Annotated in this window: 12 protein-coding genes; 3 read left to right on the top strand and 9 right to left on the bottom strand. The window is 67.7% G+C overall.

What is annotated here, in order from left to right; all coding sequences use genetic code 11:
- Positions 1-14: 14 nt before the first annotated feature.
- The 8 genes from hysB to RVX_RS08680 all read right to left on the bottom strand — a co-directional run bounded on the left by hysB (position 15) and on the right by RVX_RS08680 (position 8,414).
- The gene (hysB, locus tag RVX_RS08715) at positions 15-968 is read right to left on the bottom strand and encodes a NiFeSe hydrogenase small subunit (protein WP_007521500.1); all 954 of its coding nucleotides are present in this window, start codon (positions 966-968) and stop codon (positions 15-17) included.
- 467 nt (positions 969-1,435) lie between these two features.
- Entirely contained in the window at positions 1,436-3,058 is a 1,623-nt protein-coding gene (gene cimA, locus RVX_RS08710) for a citramalate synthase (protein WP_116305555.1), read from the bottom strand.
- 10 nt (positions 3,059-3,068) lie between these two features.
- Positions 3,069-4,298 carry an aspartate kinase gene (locus tag RVX_RS08705; RefSeq protein ID WP_116305554.1) on the bottom strand — a complete coding sequence of 410 codons (1,230 nt, stop codon included), beginning with the start codon at positions 4,296-4,298 and terminating at the stop codon, positions 3,069-3,071.
- Positions 4,299-4,369: 71 nt separating this feature from the next.
- Complete coding sequence (gene tsaE, locus RVX_RS08700) at positions 4,370-4,993, bottom strand: tRNA (adenosine(37)-N6)-threonylcarbamoyltransferase complex ATPase subunit type 1 TsaE (RefSeq protein ID WP_172596553.1); 624 nt, start codon at positions 4,991-4,993, stop codon at positions 4,370-4,372.
- Between the two features lie 11 nt (positions 4,994-5,004).
- Positions 5,005-5,457, bottom strand: a complete 453-nt coding sequence (locus tag RVX_RS08695; protein WP_116305553.1) for a CBS domain-containing protein — start codon at positions 5,455-5,457, stop codon at positions 5,005-5,007.
- Positions 5,448-7,136: an NAD(P)H-hydrate dehydratase gene (locus tag RVX_RS08690; RefSeq protein ID WP_230404497.1), complete on the bottom strand. Its 1,689-nt coding sequence runs from the start codon at positions 7,134-7,136 to the stop codon at positions 5,448-5,450. Before RVX_RS08690 ends, RVX_RS08695 begins: the two co-directional genes overlap by 10 nt.
- A gap of 86 nt (positions 7,137-7,222) precedes the next feature.
- Complete coding sequence (locus RVX_RS08685; protein ID WP_116305552.1) at positions 7,223-7,603, bottom strand: holo-[acyl-carrier-protein] synthase; 381 nt, start codon at positions 7,601-7,603, stop codon at positions 7,223-7,225.
- A gap of 85 nt (positions 7,604-7,688) precedes the next feature.
- Positions 7,689-8,414 (bottom strand): pyridoxine 5'-phosphate synthase, encoded by a 726-nt coding sequence (locus tag RVX_RS08680; protein ID WP_116305551.1) that lies wholly within the window; start codon positions 8,412-8,414, stop codon positions 7,689-7,691.
- Positions 8,415-8,758: 344 nt separating this feature from the next.
- Between RVX_RS08680 and RVX_RS08675 the strand changes: the two genes are divergently transcribed.
- Positions 8,759-10,096 (top strand): UDP-glucose dehydrogenase family protein, encoded by a 1,338-nt coding sequence (locus RVX_RS08675; protein ID WP_116305550.1) that lies wholly within the window; start codon positions 8,759-8,761, stop codon positions 10,094-10,096.
- A 252-nt stretch (positions 10,097-10,348) separates the two neighbouring features.
- Here the strand turns inward: RVX_RS08675 and RVX_RS08670 are convergent, their stop codons facing one another.
- Positions 10,349-10,573 (bottom strand): hypothetical protein, encoded by a 225-nt coding sequence (locus tag RVX_RS08670; RefSeq protein WP_043608002.1) that lies wholly within the window; start codon positions 10,571-10,573, stop codon positions 10,349-10,351.
- Between the two features lie 471 nt (positions 10,574-11,044).
- On the opposite strand from RVX_RS08670, the gene RVX_RS08665 reads away from it, so the two are divergent.
- Positions 11,045-11,521, top strand: coding sequence for a chemotaxis protein CheW (locus RVX_RS08665; RefSeq protein ID WP_012611435.1), 477 nt, complete (start codon positions 11,045-11,047; stop codon positions 11,519-11,521).
- A gap of 405 nt (positions 11,522-11,926) precedes the next feature.
- A complete protein-coding gene (mfd, locus tag RVX_RS08660) occupies positions 11,927-15,469 on the top strand; it encodes a transcription-repair coupling factor (protein ID WP_116306486.1) in 3,543 nt (1,180 codons plus the stop codon).
- Positions 15,470-15,472: the final 3 nt, after the last annotated feature.

Here is a 15,472-nt window from a genome sequence, read left to right as displayed (position 1 = left end):
GTATGGCGCCGGGGCTAGGCCGAGTAGAAGGGAGACTTGCCGTCAGGGAAGTCGGGTTCGACGCAGCCGATGCACACCGCGTTGGAGACGCACCAGTTCACGCCGCCGTTCCACTTGCGCTCGAAGCTGTCGCACATGGACATGGGGCCCTTGCAGCCGAGGTCGTAGCGGCAGCCGTCCTTCTTGGTGAAGGTTTCGCACATCTTCCCGGCGTCGTACGCTTCAAGGTAGGGACAGTTTTCATGGACGTTGCGGCCATAGAAGGGGGTGGGGCGGCCGTCGGCGTCAAGCAGCTTGACGACGTCGGCGAGCCCGCCAGCAAGGCCCTTGGCCTTGATGGCGTTCAGCGCCACCACCACGGTGCCCACGATCCAGTCGGGGTGGGGCGGGCAGCCGGGAATGTTCACCACCGGGGTGGCGATGCCGTTTTCCTTGAAGAACGCGGACACCGACTTGGCGCCGGTTTCGCTGCCCTGGGCGGCGGGAATGCCGCCGTAGGCCGCGCAGGTGCCCACGGCCAGCACGGCCGCTGCGTTGGCGGCAACGCTCTTCATGGCGTCAGCCATGGAGATTTCCTTGTGGTGCGCTTCGCCGATGATGCAGTACTTGCCGTCGGCCTCGGTGGGCACCGCCCCTTCCACCACGACGAAGTACTTGCCCTTGTACTGCTCGGCGATCTTCATCATGTGTTCCATGGCGGGTTCGCCTTCCCAGGCCATGACGGTGGGGTGGAACTCCAGACTGATCACCTTCAGCAGCACGTCGGCGATGGTGGGGTGCACCGAGTTCAGCAGCGACACCGAGCAGCCGGTGCAGCCCTGGCCCTGCAGCCAGAGCACCGGGGGGCGTTCGCCGTTCAGAGTGCCGGAAATGGCTTCACAGACGGCGGGGTGGAACATCTGGGATATTCCGAACCCTGCAACCGTGCCTGTGCACAATTTGACGAAATCACGCCTGTTGAGACTCATCCCTGCCTCCTTGGTTGCGGCGTTTGCATAGACCGGAGTGGCTATTTTCCCGCGATAGCCCCGTATTCTTTCAATGATGAATAGCTCCCCCCACTCGCCAGGGTCAATGCGGTGCCGATGGCAGGGGTGGGTTTTGATAGAAAAAAGTGATTTGACGGGGTGAGTTGCGACGGTTGAGTGGTCAAACGCGTTTGATGGTGTGACGAACTATTAGATGTGTGTTACTGATGTGGATGGGGTGCTACGTGCCCCCCTATCATGGGCGAAGCATTTCTGCCCGTGCCGATTGACGATTTGCCGGGTCGAGACAGAAAATGGACACGGGAACGTTGTGCAGGAATGAGAGGAAATGCTGCGGTAAGCATGGCAAGGCGAAAGGAAACGCCCCGGCCAAAACGGCCGGGGCGTTGATGATCGGATGACAGTTTACGGGGCTGCCGTGGTTCGCCTTTCGGGCGTGCTCGACTCTATTCCCCGTCCGAACCCGCCCTTCGGGCGTGCTCGTCCTTGTACAACTTGTAGGTGATGGAATCGGCCAGGGCCTGCCAGCTTGCCTCTATGATGTCGAACGACACCCCCACGGTCACCCATCGGCTGTCGGAATCGCCCGACTCGATGAGCACCCGCACGGTGGATGCCGTGCCCCCGCCCGTTTCCGCGCCGGTCAGCACGCGCACCTTGAAGTCGAGCAGGCGCATTTCGGCGAGGCGCGGGTAGAAGCCCATCAGGGCCTTGCGCAGGGCGTTGTCCAGCGCGTTCACCGGGCCGCGCCCGGTGGCGGCGGTGTGTTCGGTCACCCCTTCCACGTCTACCATCACCGAGACTTCGGAGACGGGGTCGGCCTCGCTGTCGTGCTTGGTCTCGAGCACCCGGAACTGCAGCAGCCGGAAGAACTCGCGCACGCCGCGCCGGGCCAGCTTGCGCAGGATCAGCAGTTCCACCGAGGCCTCGGCGGCGGCGTAGTCGTAGCCCAGGCTGGCCTTCTTCTTCAGTTCTGTCAGCAGCCCCTTCACCACCGGCTCGTCCTTGTCAAGGTGGAAGCCGAAGCGCCGCGCCAGCGAGACGATGTTGCTGCGCCCGGCCAGTTCGGTGATCAGGATGCGCTGGCGGTTGCCCACCAGGTCCGGGCTGATGTGCTCGTACAGCGACGACTTGCGGTTCACCGCGCTGACGTGCACCCCGCCCTTGTGGGCAAAGGCCGAGCGGCCCACGTAGGGCTGGCGGCTGAACGGAGGGATGTTGGCCACTTCCGAGACGTAGGCCGCCACCGCCGTGATCTGTTGCAGCCGCCCTTGGGGCAGGCAGGCGTATTCCTTGCCGAACTTCAGTTCCAGCGTGGGAATGATGGAGCACAGGTTGGCGTTGCCGCAGCGCTCGCCCACCCCGTTGATGGTGCCCTGCACCTGCGAGGCCCCGGCCTGCACCGCCGCGATGGAGTTGGCCACGGCCAGTTCGCAGTCGTTGTGGGCGTGGATGCCCACGGCAGCGTCCGGCAGGGCCGCGCGTACCTCGGCGACGATGCGCGCCACCTCGTGCGGCAGGGTGCCGCCGTTGGTGTCGCACAGCACCAGCACGTCCGCCCCCGCCGCATGGGCCCGGCGCAGGGCGTTTGTGGCATATTCGGCGTTCTGCTTGTAGCCGTCGAAGAAGTGCTCCGCGTCGAAGTACACTTCGGCCAGCTTTCCCTTCAGGAAGGCCACCGAGTCGCCGATGATCTCCAGATTGCGCGCGGCGTCCAGGCGCAGGGCCTCGGCCGCGTGCACCTCGCACGACTTGCCGAAGATGGATGCCGCCCGCACGCCCGATTCGGCGATGGCCCGCAGGTTGGGGTCGGTGTCCGCCGTGAAGTTGGGATGATGCGTGCTGCCAAAGGCGCAGATGGTCGCATGCTTCAGATGGTAGCTGGCGATTTCCTTGAAGAACGCCACATCCACGGGGTTCGATCCCGGCCAGCCGCCCTCGATGCGGTCGATGCCGAGTTCGTCCAGCTTGAGGGCGATCTTCAGCTTGTCGGCCGCAGTGAGGTTGATGTCCTCGGATTGCGAACCATCGCGCAGGGTTGTGTCGTAGAGTTGTATGCGCCGGGTCATGACCGTGGCCCTATGCGTTGCCGAGGTCGTGATTCAGGCCGAAGGCGTCGTGCAGGGTGCGCACGGCGAGCTCGGTGTACTTTTCCTCGATGAGGCAGGTAATCTTGATTTCAGAGGTGCTGATCATCAGGATGTTGATGTTCTCGGCATGCAGCGCCGCAAAGGCCTTGGCCGCCACGCCGGAATGGTTGCGCATGCCCACGCCGATGGCCGAGACCTTGGCCACCTGGGTGTCGTGCAGCACTTCCTGCGCGCCGGTCCTGGCCCGGATTTCCTCCATCAGCGCCAGGGTCTTCTTCAGATCCTTGCGGGGCACGGTGAAGGTCATGTCCGTCACGCCGTCGCGACTGGGGTTCTGGACGATCATATCAACAAGAATGCCCTGCTGCGACAGCGGGCCGAAGATGGCGGCGGAAACGCCCGGCTTGTCGGGCACGCTGCGCAGGGTCACCCGCGCCTGATCCTTGTCGTAGGCTATGCCGGAAACGAGTACGGCTTCCATCTCGCAATCCTCCTGGGTGACCATGGTTCCCGGGGTATCGGTGAACGTTGAGCGCACGTGGACGGGCACCTTGTACTTCTTGGCGAACTCCACGGACCGGATTTGCAGCACCTTTGCGCCCATGCTGGCCATTTCCAGCATCTCGTCATACGAGACGCGGTCCAGCTTGCGGGCGGTGGAGCACAGGTTGGGGTCGGTGGTGTAGACGCCGTCCACGTCGGTGTAGATTTCGCATTCCACCGAGCCGAGCGCCGCGGCCAGCGCCACCGCGCTGGTGTCGGAGCCGCCGCGCCCCAGCGTGGTGATGCGCCCTTCGGGCGTCACGCCCTGGAACCCGGCCACCACGACGACGTCGTGGCTTTCCAGTTCCTTGCGCAGGCGAGAGGCGTCGATGTCCATGATCCGCGCCCGCCCGAAGGCGTCGCTGGTGGTGATGGGCACCTGGAACCCGGCCATGGAGCGGGCCTTGATGCCCGAATCCTTGAGCAGCATGGAGAAGAGCGCCACCGAAACCTGTTCGCCGGTGGCGATGAGGGCGTCCACCTCGGCCGGGTCGGGGTCCGTGGACCATTCTTCGGCCAGGGACAGCAGGCGGTTGGTCTCGCCCGAGCGGGCGGAAAGCACCACCACCGGCTTGTAGCCGTCGCGCAGCGCCCGCCGCACCTTCTCGCGCACCTGCTTCATGCACTCGAGGTTGGCGACGGACGTGCCGCCGAACTTCTGCACCAGAATACGCATACCGCTTCCTTATCGTGCGTTGTATCGAGCGTTGTTGGTGTCGTGCGCCGGGCCGTGGCCCGGCAACGTCGCTACGTGTTCGCTTGGTCGTTACGGGCGGCGGGGGCCTGCGTGGCCGTTTCCGCTGCCGTAACGGGCGCCGTTTCCGACGTCACGAGGTCCGCGACCTCGCGCGCCGTCGCATCCAGTACGCGGCGTGCCGCCTCTCCCCGGGCAAAGGCCGTGATGAGCCTGCCGTGCTTGGCCGGAAGCCAGGTAAGCTCCAGCCTGTCGGGGGGCAGCACATCGGCCGGAAGGCGTTCGGCCCATTCGACGATGACAAGCGCCCGCCGGGGGCCTTCCGTTTCCAGAAGGTCCAGCAGGGCGTCGTCCGCCACCGCCAGGGCCGCGCCGGGCGCCTGCTCCAGTCGGTAGAGGTCGTAATGGGCCGTTTCCGGCCGGGTGGGGTACATGTTGCAAATATTGAAACTGGGGCTGCTGACCTCGGCGGCGTCGCCGCCGGGCAGCGCCTCGACAAGGCCGCGCACCAGGGTGGTCTTGCCCGCGCCCAGCCCGCCTGTCAGCAGAAGGGTCCGCGCCCCGGCTTCCGCCGCGAGGGCGCGCGCAAGGGTGCGCCCCAGACGCAACGTGTCGTCATGTCCGGGCAGCCGCAGGGTACGGGCCGAGGTCTTCTGGACCGGGTTCGCTGGGGCCATGCGCCCGACGGCTACGCCCCCGCAAGGGTGCGCAGCACGTCCTCCTTGCCGATGACGCCCACCAGGGCGCCGCCGTCCACCACGGGCAGGGTGTGGTACTTCGAGTCCACCATCAGGCTGGCCACCTCGTCGATGGGGGTTTCAGGCCCCACGGTGACCGGGGCTGGCGTCATGGCCTGCCCCACGTTGGTGGCGGAGATCTTGCGCATCTCCTCGTCCAGGTCACTCATGGAGCGCAGGGGAATGAAGCCGTCGAGCACGGTGAACAGCGTCGGCAGGTTCAGCTTCTTGTGCTGGGCGATCAGGTCGCTCTGGCAGATGACGCCGACGAGGGTGCCCTTTGCGTCCACTACGGGCAGGCCGTTGAACTTGCGCTGGATCATGATGCGGGCCGCTTCGGCGATGCCGGTTTCCGGGGTGACGGTGACGGGGGCGGCGGTCATGATGTCCTTGGCTAGCAGCATGGGAGGTGCTCCTTTCGCGCGCGGGGGATGGCGTCGGCGATTTCGCGCGGGGTGTTGCCCCGCGCGGGGTAGTCGTGCAGCAGCAGTTGTCCGGCCTTGGCATGCAGGTATGCCGCGAGGCAGGCGGCCACGTCGGACGGCGCGCCCTGCGCCAGCAGGGCTCCGGCAAGGCCGGAAAGCACGTCGCCCGAACCGGCGACGGCAAGCGTGGGGGCGGCAAGGGGAATGAGGGTGATGGGCCGGTCGCGCCGGGTGACGAGGCTGCCCGCGCCCTTGAGCACGAGCACCCCCGCGCAGCGCGCCGCGAAGGCCCGTGCCGTGGCTGCCCTGCCGCGTTGCACGTCCGCCGTGGTAAGGCCCGCGAGGCGGGCCATTTCGCCGGGGTGGGGGGTAACAATATCTGTTTCACGCACCAAATCAAGCGAAACAAGGCCTTCCGCCAGAGGGAACAGGCCGTCGGCGTCGATGACGGCCGGGGGGCGGCCGGGCAGCGCCAGCAGGGCGGACAGCACCTCCACCGCCTCCGGCGAGCGGCCCATGCCGGGGCCGATCACCAGTGCGTTGCAGCGCCCTGTCTGTGAGGCCAGCGCCAGCAGGCCAGGCAGGGCGGCGGGGTCCCAGGCGCGGCGATTGCCCAGGGGCAGGGTCATCACGTCGGGGGTTGCGGCCTTGACCTCTGCGGCGAGGCCGCCGGGGCAGGCCACGGTGACCAGCCCCGCGCCCCCGCGCAGCGCGCCAAGGGCGGCCAGCAGCGGCGCTCCGGTGAGCCCTTCCGATCCGCCCACCACCAGCACGTGCCCGGCGGTGCCCTTGTGCATGCAGGGCGCGGGCGCGGGCAGGGCGGCAAGGCAGGAATCGTCCAGCATGCGGTACGAGGCGGGGTGCAGCGCCCTCACGGCCTGCGGAATGCCGATGGACCGCACATGCAGGCGGCCCACGTAGGGCGCGGCCTCGGGCAGGACAAGGCCAGGCTTGGCCGCCTCGAAGGTGACGGTGGCATGGGCGCGCACCGCTTCAGGACGGGGGCGGCCCGTCAACCCGCCGAGGCCGGAGGGAATGTCCAGCGCCAGCACGAAGGCCCGGCCGGACAGTTCGTTGATGGCGGTCACCAGGCTGGCTTCACGTTCGCGTAGCATGCCGGTGAAACCGGTGCCCAGCAGGCCGTCCACCACCACATGCGGGGCCAGCCAGCGCGGGTGGGGCAGGCTGCGGGGCCACGCCCCGGCTGGCCGGAAGGGCACGCCGCAGCGCTTGGCGAGCCGGGCGTGGTAGCCCGCCGCGCCGCGATAGCCGCCCAGCGGGCGGGTATGCAGCACCAGCACCTCGGCCCCGGCATCGTGCAGGTGCCGGGCCAGGGCGGCTGCGTCGCCGCCGTTGTTGCCGCCGCCCATGAACAGCAGCACGCGCAGCCCGGAAAAGGAGAAGGAGGCGGTCGTGGCGGCGGACGGCGTGGCCGGTGCGATTGGCGCGCCGTAGTTCAATCCTGCCCCCGCTTCGGCCCGGCTGACCAGTTCAGCGCGCAGCGCGTGCAGCGCCTCGCGGCTGGCGTTCTCCATCAGCATTTCTTCGCGCAGGCCGAAGTCGGTGATGGCCGCACGGTCCCACCCGGCCATTTCCTCGGGGGCGGGCAGGTCAACGCAGGGCAGCATCCAGCGGTCAGGTCTGTCGGTGGGGGTCATGGAAGGCTCCTGTGCAGGTCTGGATACCGTCAGCCCCTTGGTCGTTTTTTTGGGGGATTTTCACCCGGAACGCCTTTATGCGTCCGTTACGGCGTGTGGCGTTCCAGCACCACCACGGCGGCGGCGGTGTCGCGGCCGTGGGTGAGGGAGACATGGGCTGCGGTGGCCCCCAGCGCGGCGAGGCGGTCCGCCGCCTTGCCGTGCAGCACCAGTTGGGGCTGGCCGGTGGGCAGGGGGCGCACCTCGATGTCGCGCGGGCCGATGCCCTGCGAAAAACCGGTGCCCAACGCCTTGACGGCAGCCTCCTTGGCGGCGAAGCGCGCGGCCAGAAAGGCCACGGGCGAGGGCGGCAGGCAGGCCAGTTCGGCGGGGTGCAGCACCCGCGCGGCAAAGCGCGGGCCGTGACGTTCCCAGGCCTTGGCGATGCGCGAAATCTCCGCGATGTCGATACCGAGCCCCACGATCATGCGGCCTCCCCGGCGCGTTCCGGCGGGCGCATCCCCTGCGGATTCACCGTCTGGCTGCCTGTTTCACTGACCGTCCGGGTGCCCATCAGGCGGGAAACCGGGCTATGATGGCCGCCATGTCGGCCACGGCGGGCGCAAAGCCGGTGAGCACCGCGCGCGCCACGATGGAATGGCCGATGGAGAACTCGCTGATGCCCGGCACGTCCGCGAACTCGTAAATGTTGTCGTAGTTCAGCCCGTGCCCCAGGTTGACGGCAAGGCCCAGGCTGCGGGCCAGGCCGATGGCCCGGACGATCTTGTCGCGCTCGGCGCGCTGCGCTGCGCGGGTGGGGGCATCGGCGAAGTGGCCGGTGTGCAGTTCGATGTACGGGCAGCCCACGGCGGCGGCGGCGCGCACCTGGGCCTCGTCCGCTTCTATGAACAGGCTGGACAGGATGCCACGCCCATGGATGGGGGCCAGGTATTCCTTCAGGAACGCCTCGCGTCCGGCCACGGCCAGCCCGCCCTCGGTGGTCAGTTCCTCCCGCTTTTCGGGCACCAGGCAGACCATGTACGGGTTGCGGGCCAGGGCGATGGCCTGCATTTCCCCGGTGGCGGCCATTTCCAGGTGCAGGCGGGTCTTCAGGGTGCGGGCCATCAGTTCCACGTCGTGGTCCTGGATGTGGCGGCGGTCTTCGCGCAGGTGCACGATGATCCCGCGCGCCCCCGCCAGTTCCGCCATGTGGGCGGCGGTGAGCGGGTCCGGCTCCTTGCCGAGGCGCTGCTGGCGCAGGGTGGCGACGTGGTCCACGTTGACGACGAGAACGGGCATGGCGGCTCCTTGGGGTGAACATACCGAACGTGCCGGATTTTCACACCCCGGCGGGCGCGAAGTCAAGGGCGCAACGCGGGACGCAACGTTTGGGATCGGCGTCTGTGAGGCGGGTTGGCGGCGCGGCGTCAGGAACAGGGTTATCTGGGGGGGCGCGGGCGCATGCCTTTCTGCACCATCATCCATATATTGGTGGAGCGGCACTTGCCCCGCCGTTGACGAACGGCGGGGGGGCGATGTAGGGCAGGGTGCGTATATCCGCTGGCCGTTCGACATATCATGGCCAGAGCCCGCGTATTTTCCGAACATCCGCATATCCTGCACGAAAACATAACGAGGATACCATGAACGTCTGCATCGTCGGCACCGGCTATGTCGGTCTGGTCAGCGCCGCCTGCTTCGCCGAAATGGGCAACAATGTCTGCTGCGTGGACGTGAACCCCGCCGTGGTGGAAACCCTTACCGCCGGCAAGGTGCACATTTATGAGCCGGGCCTTGAAGATCTGGTGCGCCGCAACCACGCCGAAGGCCGCCTGGTGTTCACCACCAGCCTGGAACAGGGCCTTGAGCGCGCCCAGTTCGTGTTCATCACCGTGGGCACCCCCTCGCGCGACGACGGTTCGTGCGACCTCTCCTATGTGGACCAAGTGGCCCGCGAGATCGGCCGCCTGATGCACCGCCCGCTCATCGTGGTGGACAAGTCCACCGTGCCCGTGGGCACCGCCGACCGGGTGCGCGGGCTGATCCGCGAGGAACTGGCCGCGCGCGGCGCTGAGATCGCCTTCGACGTGGTGTCCAACCCCGAATTTCTCAAGGAAGGCGACGCGGTGAGCGACTTCATGAAGCCGGACCGCGTGGTGGTGGGCACGGAAGACGAGCGCTCGGCCGAGTACCTGCGCCAGCTCTACGCCCCCTTCGCCCGCAGCCGCGACAAGCTCATCGTCATGGGCACCCGCAGCGCTGAAATGACCAAGTACGCCGCCAACTGCATGCTGGCCACCAAGATTTCGTTCATCAACGAAATCGCGGGTATCTGCGAGCAGGTGGGGGCCGACGTGCGCGAGGTGCGCATCGGCATCGGCTCGGACCAGCGCATCGGCTACCATTTCATTTACCCCGGCGTGGGCTATGGCGGCTCGTGCTTTCCCAAGGACGTCAAGGCACTGATCCACACCGCCCGCGAGGCCGGGGCCGTGCCCCAACTGCTGGACGCGGTGGAGGACGTCAACGCCCGCCAGAAGGTGTCCATGGCCCGGCGCGTGCGGGACTACTTCGCGCCGCAGGGCGGGGTCGCTGGCAAGACGCTGGCCCTGTGGGGCCTGGCCTTCAAGGCCAATACCGACGACATGCGCGAGGCGGCGGCCCTGTCCATCATCAAGGACCTGACTGTCCACGGCATGCGCGTGCGGGCCTTCGACCCGGTGGCATCCGAGAACGCCGCGAAGCTCATCGGCGACAACCCGCTGGTGGAGATCGTTTCCGAACAGTACGAAGCCTGCCGGGGCGCGCAGGCGCTGCTGGTGGTCACCGAGTGGAACCAGTTCCGCAACCCCGACTTCGAGCGGGTGAAGGAACTGCTGACGGCGCCGGTGCTGTTCGATGGCCGCAACCTGTACTCCCCCGCGTTCATGGGCGAGCAGGGCTTCGCCTACTTCTGCGTGGGCCGGGCCACCAGCCTGTAGACCACTGCAAATGATGCATCGGGCCCCCGCTGGAAGTTATCCTGCGGGGGCCTTGTTGTACCGGGGTGGCTGGGCTCGCACTGCGGTGTGCCCCAAGGCGCGGGCGCTTCGTTGTCGTCCTGGCCCAGGCGCGTGAAAAGGGCCGCACCCAGTTCTGGGTGCGGCCCTTTTCACGCGTCGCCGCGTCGGTATCGCTTGTGCGCGCTTGTCGCGCGCATGATCCCGGCGGCGACCCGAAGCCCCGTCCGTCCTTTACGGGCGACGGTCGAGGCTGCGTCTACAGGAGCGCAACTGCAACTCCTGCAGGATCAGCCGTTCGTACTCAACCGAGTGCTCCGGCTGCACGTTGAAGTCTTCTTCAAGGAATTTTTCGAGGAACTGGGTCTCCTCCCAGAAGTCCAGCAACTCCTCATCACCGAGGGCCTTTATTTGCAGGGCGAGGGGCAGGTCGTCGGGGAAGGGGAACATATGCGCCATCGGCAGCATTCCTCCGCATCGGTGGACGTTGTGGTGCCGGGGCGGTCGCCGGGCCGGCCGCCTGCCTCTCACGGATGCACCCTGAACGACCCTGGGCGGTTCGCATCGGTTCTTGTCAGGTTTGCATCCGTGCGCGGCCCGTGACCTTTCGCCGTACCGGTCGCCGTAACGGGGGTACGGCGGTCCGCCGGTGCATGCCTGCGACGGGGACTGCGCGAAAACACGCGGTCACCGCGCGGATGACGCGCCGGTACACGGGCAGACGAACTGGCAATGGGCTGTGCAGCCACCTTTTACGCCACGGCGGTGTGATTATCAAGCCCCGTAGCCGGAAAGCGGCCCAATGACAGGAACATGCCACGGGCACGTCACTTGCCTTGAAGGATGATTCCGCATAGAATCCTAAATGCGGTCGCGGCGTTCTTCGCCCGGACTGCCGCAACTGTCGCTACCCGCACCAAGGAGTTGGTCATGGATGCAACGCAGAAGAAGCAGGACGATGAGCTGCTGCAACTCGTCACGTTCAGCATCGGCGACGAGGAATTCGGGGTGGACATCCTGAAGGTGCAGGAAATCATCCGCACCATGGAGATCACCAAGGTTCCCCGCGCGCCGGAATTCGTCGAGGGCGTCATCAACCTGCGCGGCAAGGTCATTCCCATCATCGACCTGCGCCGCAGATTCGGGCTCGACTCCAAGAGCCACGACAAGCATACCCGCATCATCGTCATCGAGATCAACAACATGATCGTCGGGTTCGTGGTGGATTCAGTCTCCGAGGTGCTGCGCATTCCCGCCAGCACGGTCGAGCCGCCGCCACCCGTGGTCGCCGGGCTTGAGTCGGAGTACATCAGCGGCGTGGGCAAGCTGCAGGATCGTTTGCTGATCCTGCTGGACCTCGACAAGCTGCTGTCCAACGACGACATGAGCGTCCTCGGCCACATCTAGGCATTTCCTTCGTTTTCGTTCGCGCCCCGGTGGTTTCGGCCATCGGGGCGTTGCGCGTTTGTTCACGGGCCGCTGGCCTGTCCGGCCCGTGCGTATCCGCCAGCATGGGGTGCCGGGTCGCCTGGGGCCACCGTGTTCCAAGCAGGAACTCGGGACGCTTGCGCATGCCTGTCCCGTCCCCCGTGCGCCCATTGCGCGCCGGGGGCGAACCGGGTAAGGTCCCGCCCTGCGCGCGGCATGCGCCGCACGCGCCACAAGGAATCCATGCCGCCTTCCCCCTTGCCGCCGTTTGTCGGCAACAGGGCGAAGCGGCCTTTTGCCGTTGATCCCCGCGCCATGGCCGCCCCGCCCGCAATGGATTGCGGCGCGCCGGACGCCGCCCGCGCGGGGGGGCACGGAGGCACCGTGAATTTCGAGCAACTGACCTTACGCCTGGCTGCGTCCGGGCTTTCCGTCCCCGCCGCCACGGGCGCGCACCCCGTCCCGGCGGGCGAGGGCTGCCGCATTGAGGTGGCCCGCAGCGGCATGGGCGGGACGGCCCGCCTTGCCCTGGCCCTGATGCATGCCGGGCGCGACGTGGTCATGGTGGTGCGTGACGCCGCCGAACTGGCCGAAGCCCGCGCCCTGACCACCCTGTTCTCGCCGGAGCTTTCCGGCGCGGACCCGGCCGTGACCCAGGCCCGCTGGGACGCCCAGTGGATCGTCTTTCCGCAGCACCCGGCGGGCACCCGCGGCCGCGCCGCCTGGGCCGCGCGCATGGCCAGCCTGTACGCCCTGAGCCGCCGCGAGCACCCGCGCGGCGTCATCGTCTCGGTGGACAACCTGCTGCCCAAGCTGCCGCCGGTGGATATCTTCGAGCGTCACGAACTGCGCCTTGCCCGTGGCGAGGACATGTCGCCGGAACTGGTGCTGGACCAGGCCATCGACTGGGGCTTCGAGCGCGCCCAGATGGTCAGCCGCCCCGGCGAGGCGGCCCGGCGCGGCGACATCCTGGACATCTTTCCCCCCGGTTACGAAAAGCCGCTGCGCCTGGAATTCTTCGGTGACACTCTGGAAGACATCCGGCTGTTCGACGCCACCAGCCAGCGTTCGCTGGCCAGCCTGGAGGAATTCCGCCTGCTGCCCGTGGCCCCGGTGGTGGGCAGCCGCGACTATCGCGACGCAGCAACCCGCCGTTGGAAGCTGCTGCGCAAGGAAGGCGTCATCGACGGCGAGCAGGCTGCCGCCCTGGCCCGCATGGCCGAAGGCGAAGTGACCGGTCTGCTGCCCGGCGCATGGTACGAGAACGCCACCTGGATGGAAGACTGGCTGCCCCGCGACGCCGTGTGGCTGCTGCCCGACCGGGCGGACCTGGCCGCCGCGCTGGAGGCGGCGCGCGCCAACTGGGAGTCGCACCTCGACCGGCAGTACGACGAGCACCGCCTGCGTCAGCCGCGCGCGCTGGTGCTGCGCGACGCCGACGAGGCCGAGGCAGCCTGGCGCGGCCAGGCCGTGGCCCACTTCGAACGGCTGGTCATGGGGGTGGAGCGCACCGGCGTGGACCTGCCGGAACGGCGGCTGCACGCCTTCCGCGACCTGTTCCCCACCCCCGGCGACGACGACAGGCCGTGGCAGCGGCTGGTGACGGCCCTGCGCCAGTGGACCGCCGAACGGCGGCAGGTGGTGCTCTGCTTCGCCAGCGACCGCAGTCGCCGCAAATTCCTGAAGCTGGCCGAACAGGACGGCGTGCGCCCGGCCCTGCGCTATTCCCCGTCCGACCGGGGCCTGTACGCGCTGGTGGCCCCGTTCCGCGCGGGCATCGACCTTGCGTGGGACAACGTGCTGGTCATCGGCGAGGACGTGCTGCAACCCAAGGCCGACCGCCAGCCCCGCGTGCCCACCGGGGCCTTCCTGGGGCTGGACAAATACGACGACCTTTCGCCCGGCGACCTGCTGGTGCACCGCGACTACGGGGTGGGGCGCTTTGGCGGGCTGCACCGCATGGATCTTGGCGGGGTGGCCAACGACTTCCTGCTGCTGGAATACGCGGGCGAAGACCGCCTGTACCTTCCTGTTGACCGGCTGTCGCTCATCCAGCGGTTCAAGGGCAGCGGTGACGATGCCGCGCCCGCGCTGGACAAGCTGGGCGGCGCGGGCTGGCGGGCCAGCAAGGATAAGGCCCGCAAGGCCATCGAGAAGATCGCCGCCGATCTTGTGGAAATGTACGCCTACCGCAAGGTGGCCAAGGGCTATCGCTATGGCCCGCTGGGCGAGTTGTACCGCGAGTTCGAGGCTTCCTTTGGCTTCGAGGAGACGCCCGACCAGGCCCGGGCCATCCAGGACGTGCTGGACGACATGGAAAAGCCGGAACCCATGGACCGCCTGGTGTGCGGCGACGTGGGCTTCGGCAAGACCGAGGTGGCCCTGCGCGCGGCCTTCCGCGCCGCCGCCGAAGGCCGTCAGGTGGCCCTGCTGTGCCCCACCACGGTGCTGGCCGAACAGCACTACCAGACCTTTCGCAGCCGTCTGGCCGGGTTCCCGGTCAACGTGGGGATGTTGAGTCGCTTCGTGCCGCGCCAGAAGCAGAAGGACGTGCTGCAAGCCGCCGCGCGCGGGCAGATCGACATCCTCATTGGCACCCACCGCCTGCTCTCCGACGACGTGCAACTGCCCAACCTGGGACTGCTGGTGCTGGACGAAGAACAGCGCTTTGGCGTGCGCCACAAGGAAAAGCTGAAGAAGTTCCGCAAGAACGTGGACGCCCTTACCCTGACCGCCACGCCCATTCCGCGCACCCTGCAACTGTCCATGTCGGGCATTCGCGAACTGTCGGTCATCGAGACCGCGCCGCCGGAACGCAAGCCAGTGGCCACCGCGCTCATCGAGCGCGACGCCAACGCCCTGCGCCAGATCCTGGAGCGCGAAATCGCTCGCGAGGGGCAGGTGTTCTGGGTGCACAACCGGGTGCAGGGGCTGGAGCGGGTGGCGGAATTCGTGCGCGGACTGGTGCCCACGGCGCGGGTGGGCATGGCCCACGGCCAGATGGGGGAGCGCGAGTTGGAAGACACCATGCACAAGTTCTGGCACGGCGAGTTGGATGTCCTGGTATGCACGGCCATCGTGGAATCGGGCCTGGATTTTCCGCGCGCCAACACGCTCATCGTGGACCAGGCCCAGATGTTCGGCCTTGGCCAGTTGTACCAACTGCGCGGCCGCGTGGGCCGGTCGGACCGGCAGGCCTACGCCGTGTTCGTGGTGTCCGACGCCGAACGCCTGCCCGAGCACGCCCGCCAGCGCATGCGCATCATCCTTGAACTGGACTATCTGGGCGCGGGGTTCCAGGTGGCCATGGAAGACTTGCGGCTGCGCGGCGCGGGGAACATCCTGGGTGAGGTGCAGTCCGGCCACATGACCCGCCTGGGCCTCGACCTGTACCTGGAGATGCTGGAAGAGGAAGTGGCACGCCTGAAGGGCGACCCGCCGCGCGAGGCGGCGGAGCCGGAACTGAACATCGGGCTTGCAGCGCACATCCCCGAAACGTACATTGGCGACGCCCGCGAACGGCTGAAGTTCTACAAGGCGCTGTCATCCGCACCGGACGCCGCCACGTTGCAGGACGTGGAAATGGAACTGCGCGACCGCTTCGGCCCCTGCCCGCCGGAGTTGCGCAACTTCCTGGCCGTGCTGGTGCTTAAGCGCTTCCTGGCATCCCTGCAGGTGGTGCGCGCGGACATCCATCCCGAGCGGCTGCGCCTGGTCTGGGACGAACGCCAGACCGCCATCGCGCCGGAACGGCTGGTGGGGTGGGTGGCGGCCCGGCAGGGCAGGGCGCGCCTGGTGCCCCCGGCCACGCTGGAAGTGCGCATGGAGGCCGTGCCGGGCTCCGCCGCCGAGGCCGAAGGCGACCTTGGTGCGCGGCTGGACAAGGTGCGCACCGAACTGGCGGCGCTGGCCGGATTGGCCGGATAGCCC

This window comes from Nitratidesulfovibrio sp. HK-II, assembly GCF_003402415.2.
Taxonomy (GTDB): Bacteria; Desulfobacterota; Desulfovibrionia; order Desulfovibrionales; family Desulfovibrionaceae; genus Cupidesulfovibrio.
Note: the sequence above shows the minus strand (reverse complement) of the source record. Positions and strands in the feature narration are given on the sequence as shown.

Coding starts and splice junctions, on each gene's coding strand:
- RVX_RS08675 (WP_116305550.1), top strand. CDS start 8,759: ATGAACGTCTGCATCGTCGGCACCGGCTATGTCGGTCTGGTCAGCGCC.
- RVX_RS08695 (WP_116305553.1), bottom strand. CDS start 5,457: ATGCTGCTAGCCAAGGACATCATGACCGCCGCCCCCGTCACCGTCACC.
- tsaE (WP_172596553.1), bottom strand. CDS start 4,993: ATGGCCCCAGCGAACCCGGTCCAGAAGACCTCGGCCCGTACCCTGCGG.
- RVX_RS08670 (WP_043608002.1), bottom strand. CDS start 10,573: ATGGCGCATATGTTCCCCTTCCCCGACGACCTGCCCCTCGCCCTGCAA.
- RVX_RS08665 (WP_012611435.1), top strand. CDS start 11,045: ATGGATGCAACGCAGAAGAAGCAGGACGATGAGCTGCTGCAACTCGTC.
- RVX_RS08680 (WP_116305551.1), bottom strand. CDS start 8,414: ATGCCCGTTCTCGTCGTCAACGTGGACCACGTCGCCACCCTGCGCCAG.
- cimA (WP_116305555.1), bottom strand. CDS start 3,058: ATGACCCGGCGCATACAACTCTACGACACAACCCTGCGCGATGGTTCG.
- hysB (WP_007521500.1), bottom strand. CDS start 968: ATGAGTCTCAACAGGCGTGATTTCGTCAAATTGTGCACAGGCACGGTT.
- RVX_RS08690 (WP_230404497.1), bottom strand. CDS start 7,136: ATGACCCCCACCGACAGACCTGACCGCTGGATGCTGCCCTGCGTTGAC.
- RVX_RS08705 (WP_116305554.1), bottom strand. CDS start 4,298: ATGCGTATTCTGGTGCAGAAGTTCGGCGGCACGTCCGTCGCCAACCTC.
- RVX_RS08685 (WP_116305552.1), bottom strand. CDS start 7,603: ATGATCGTGGGGCTCGGTATCGACATCGCGGAGATTTCGCGCATCGCC.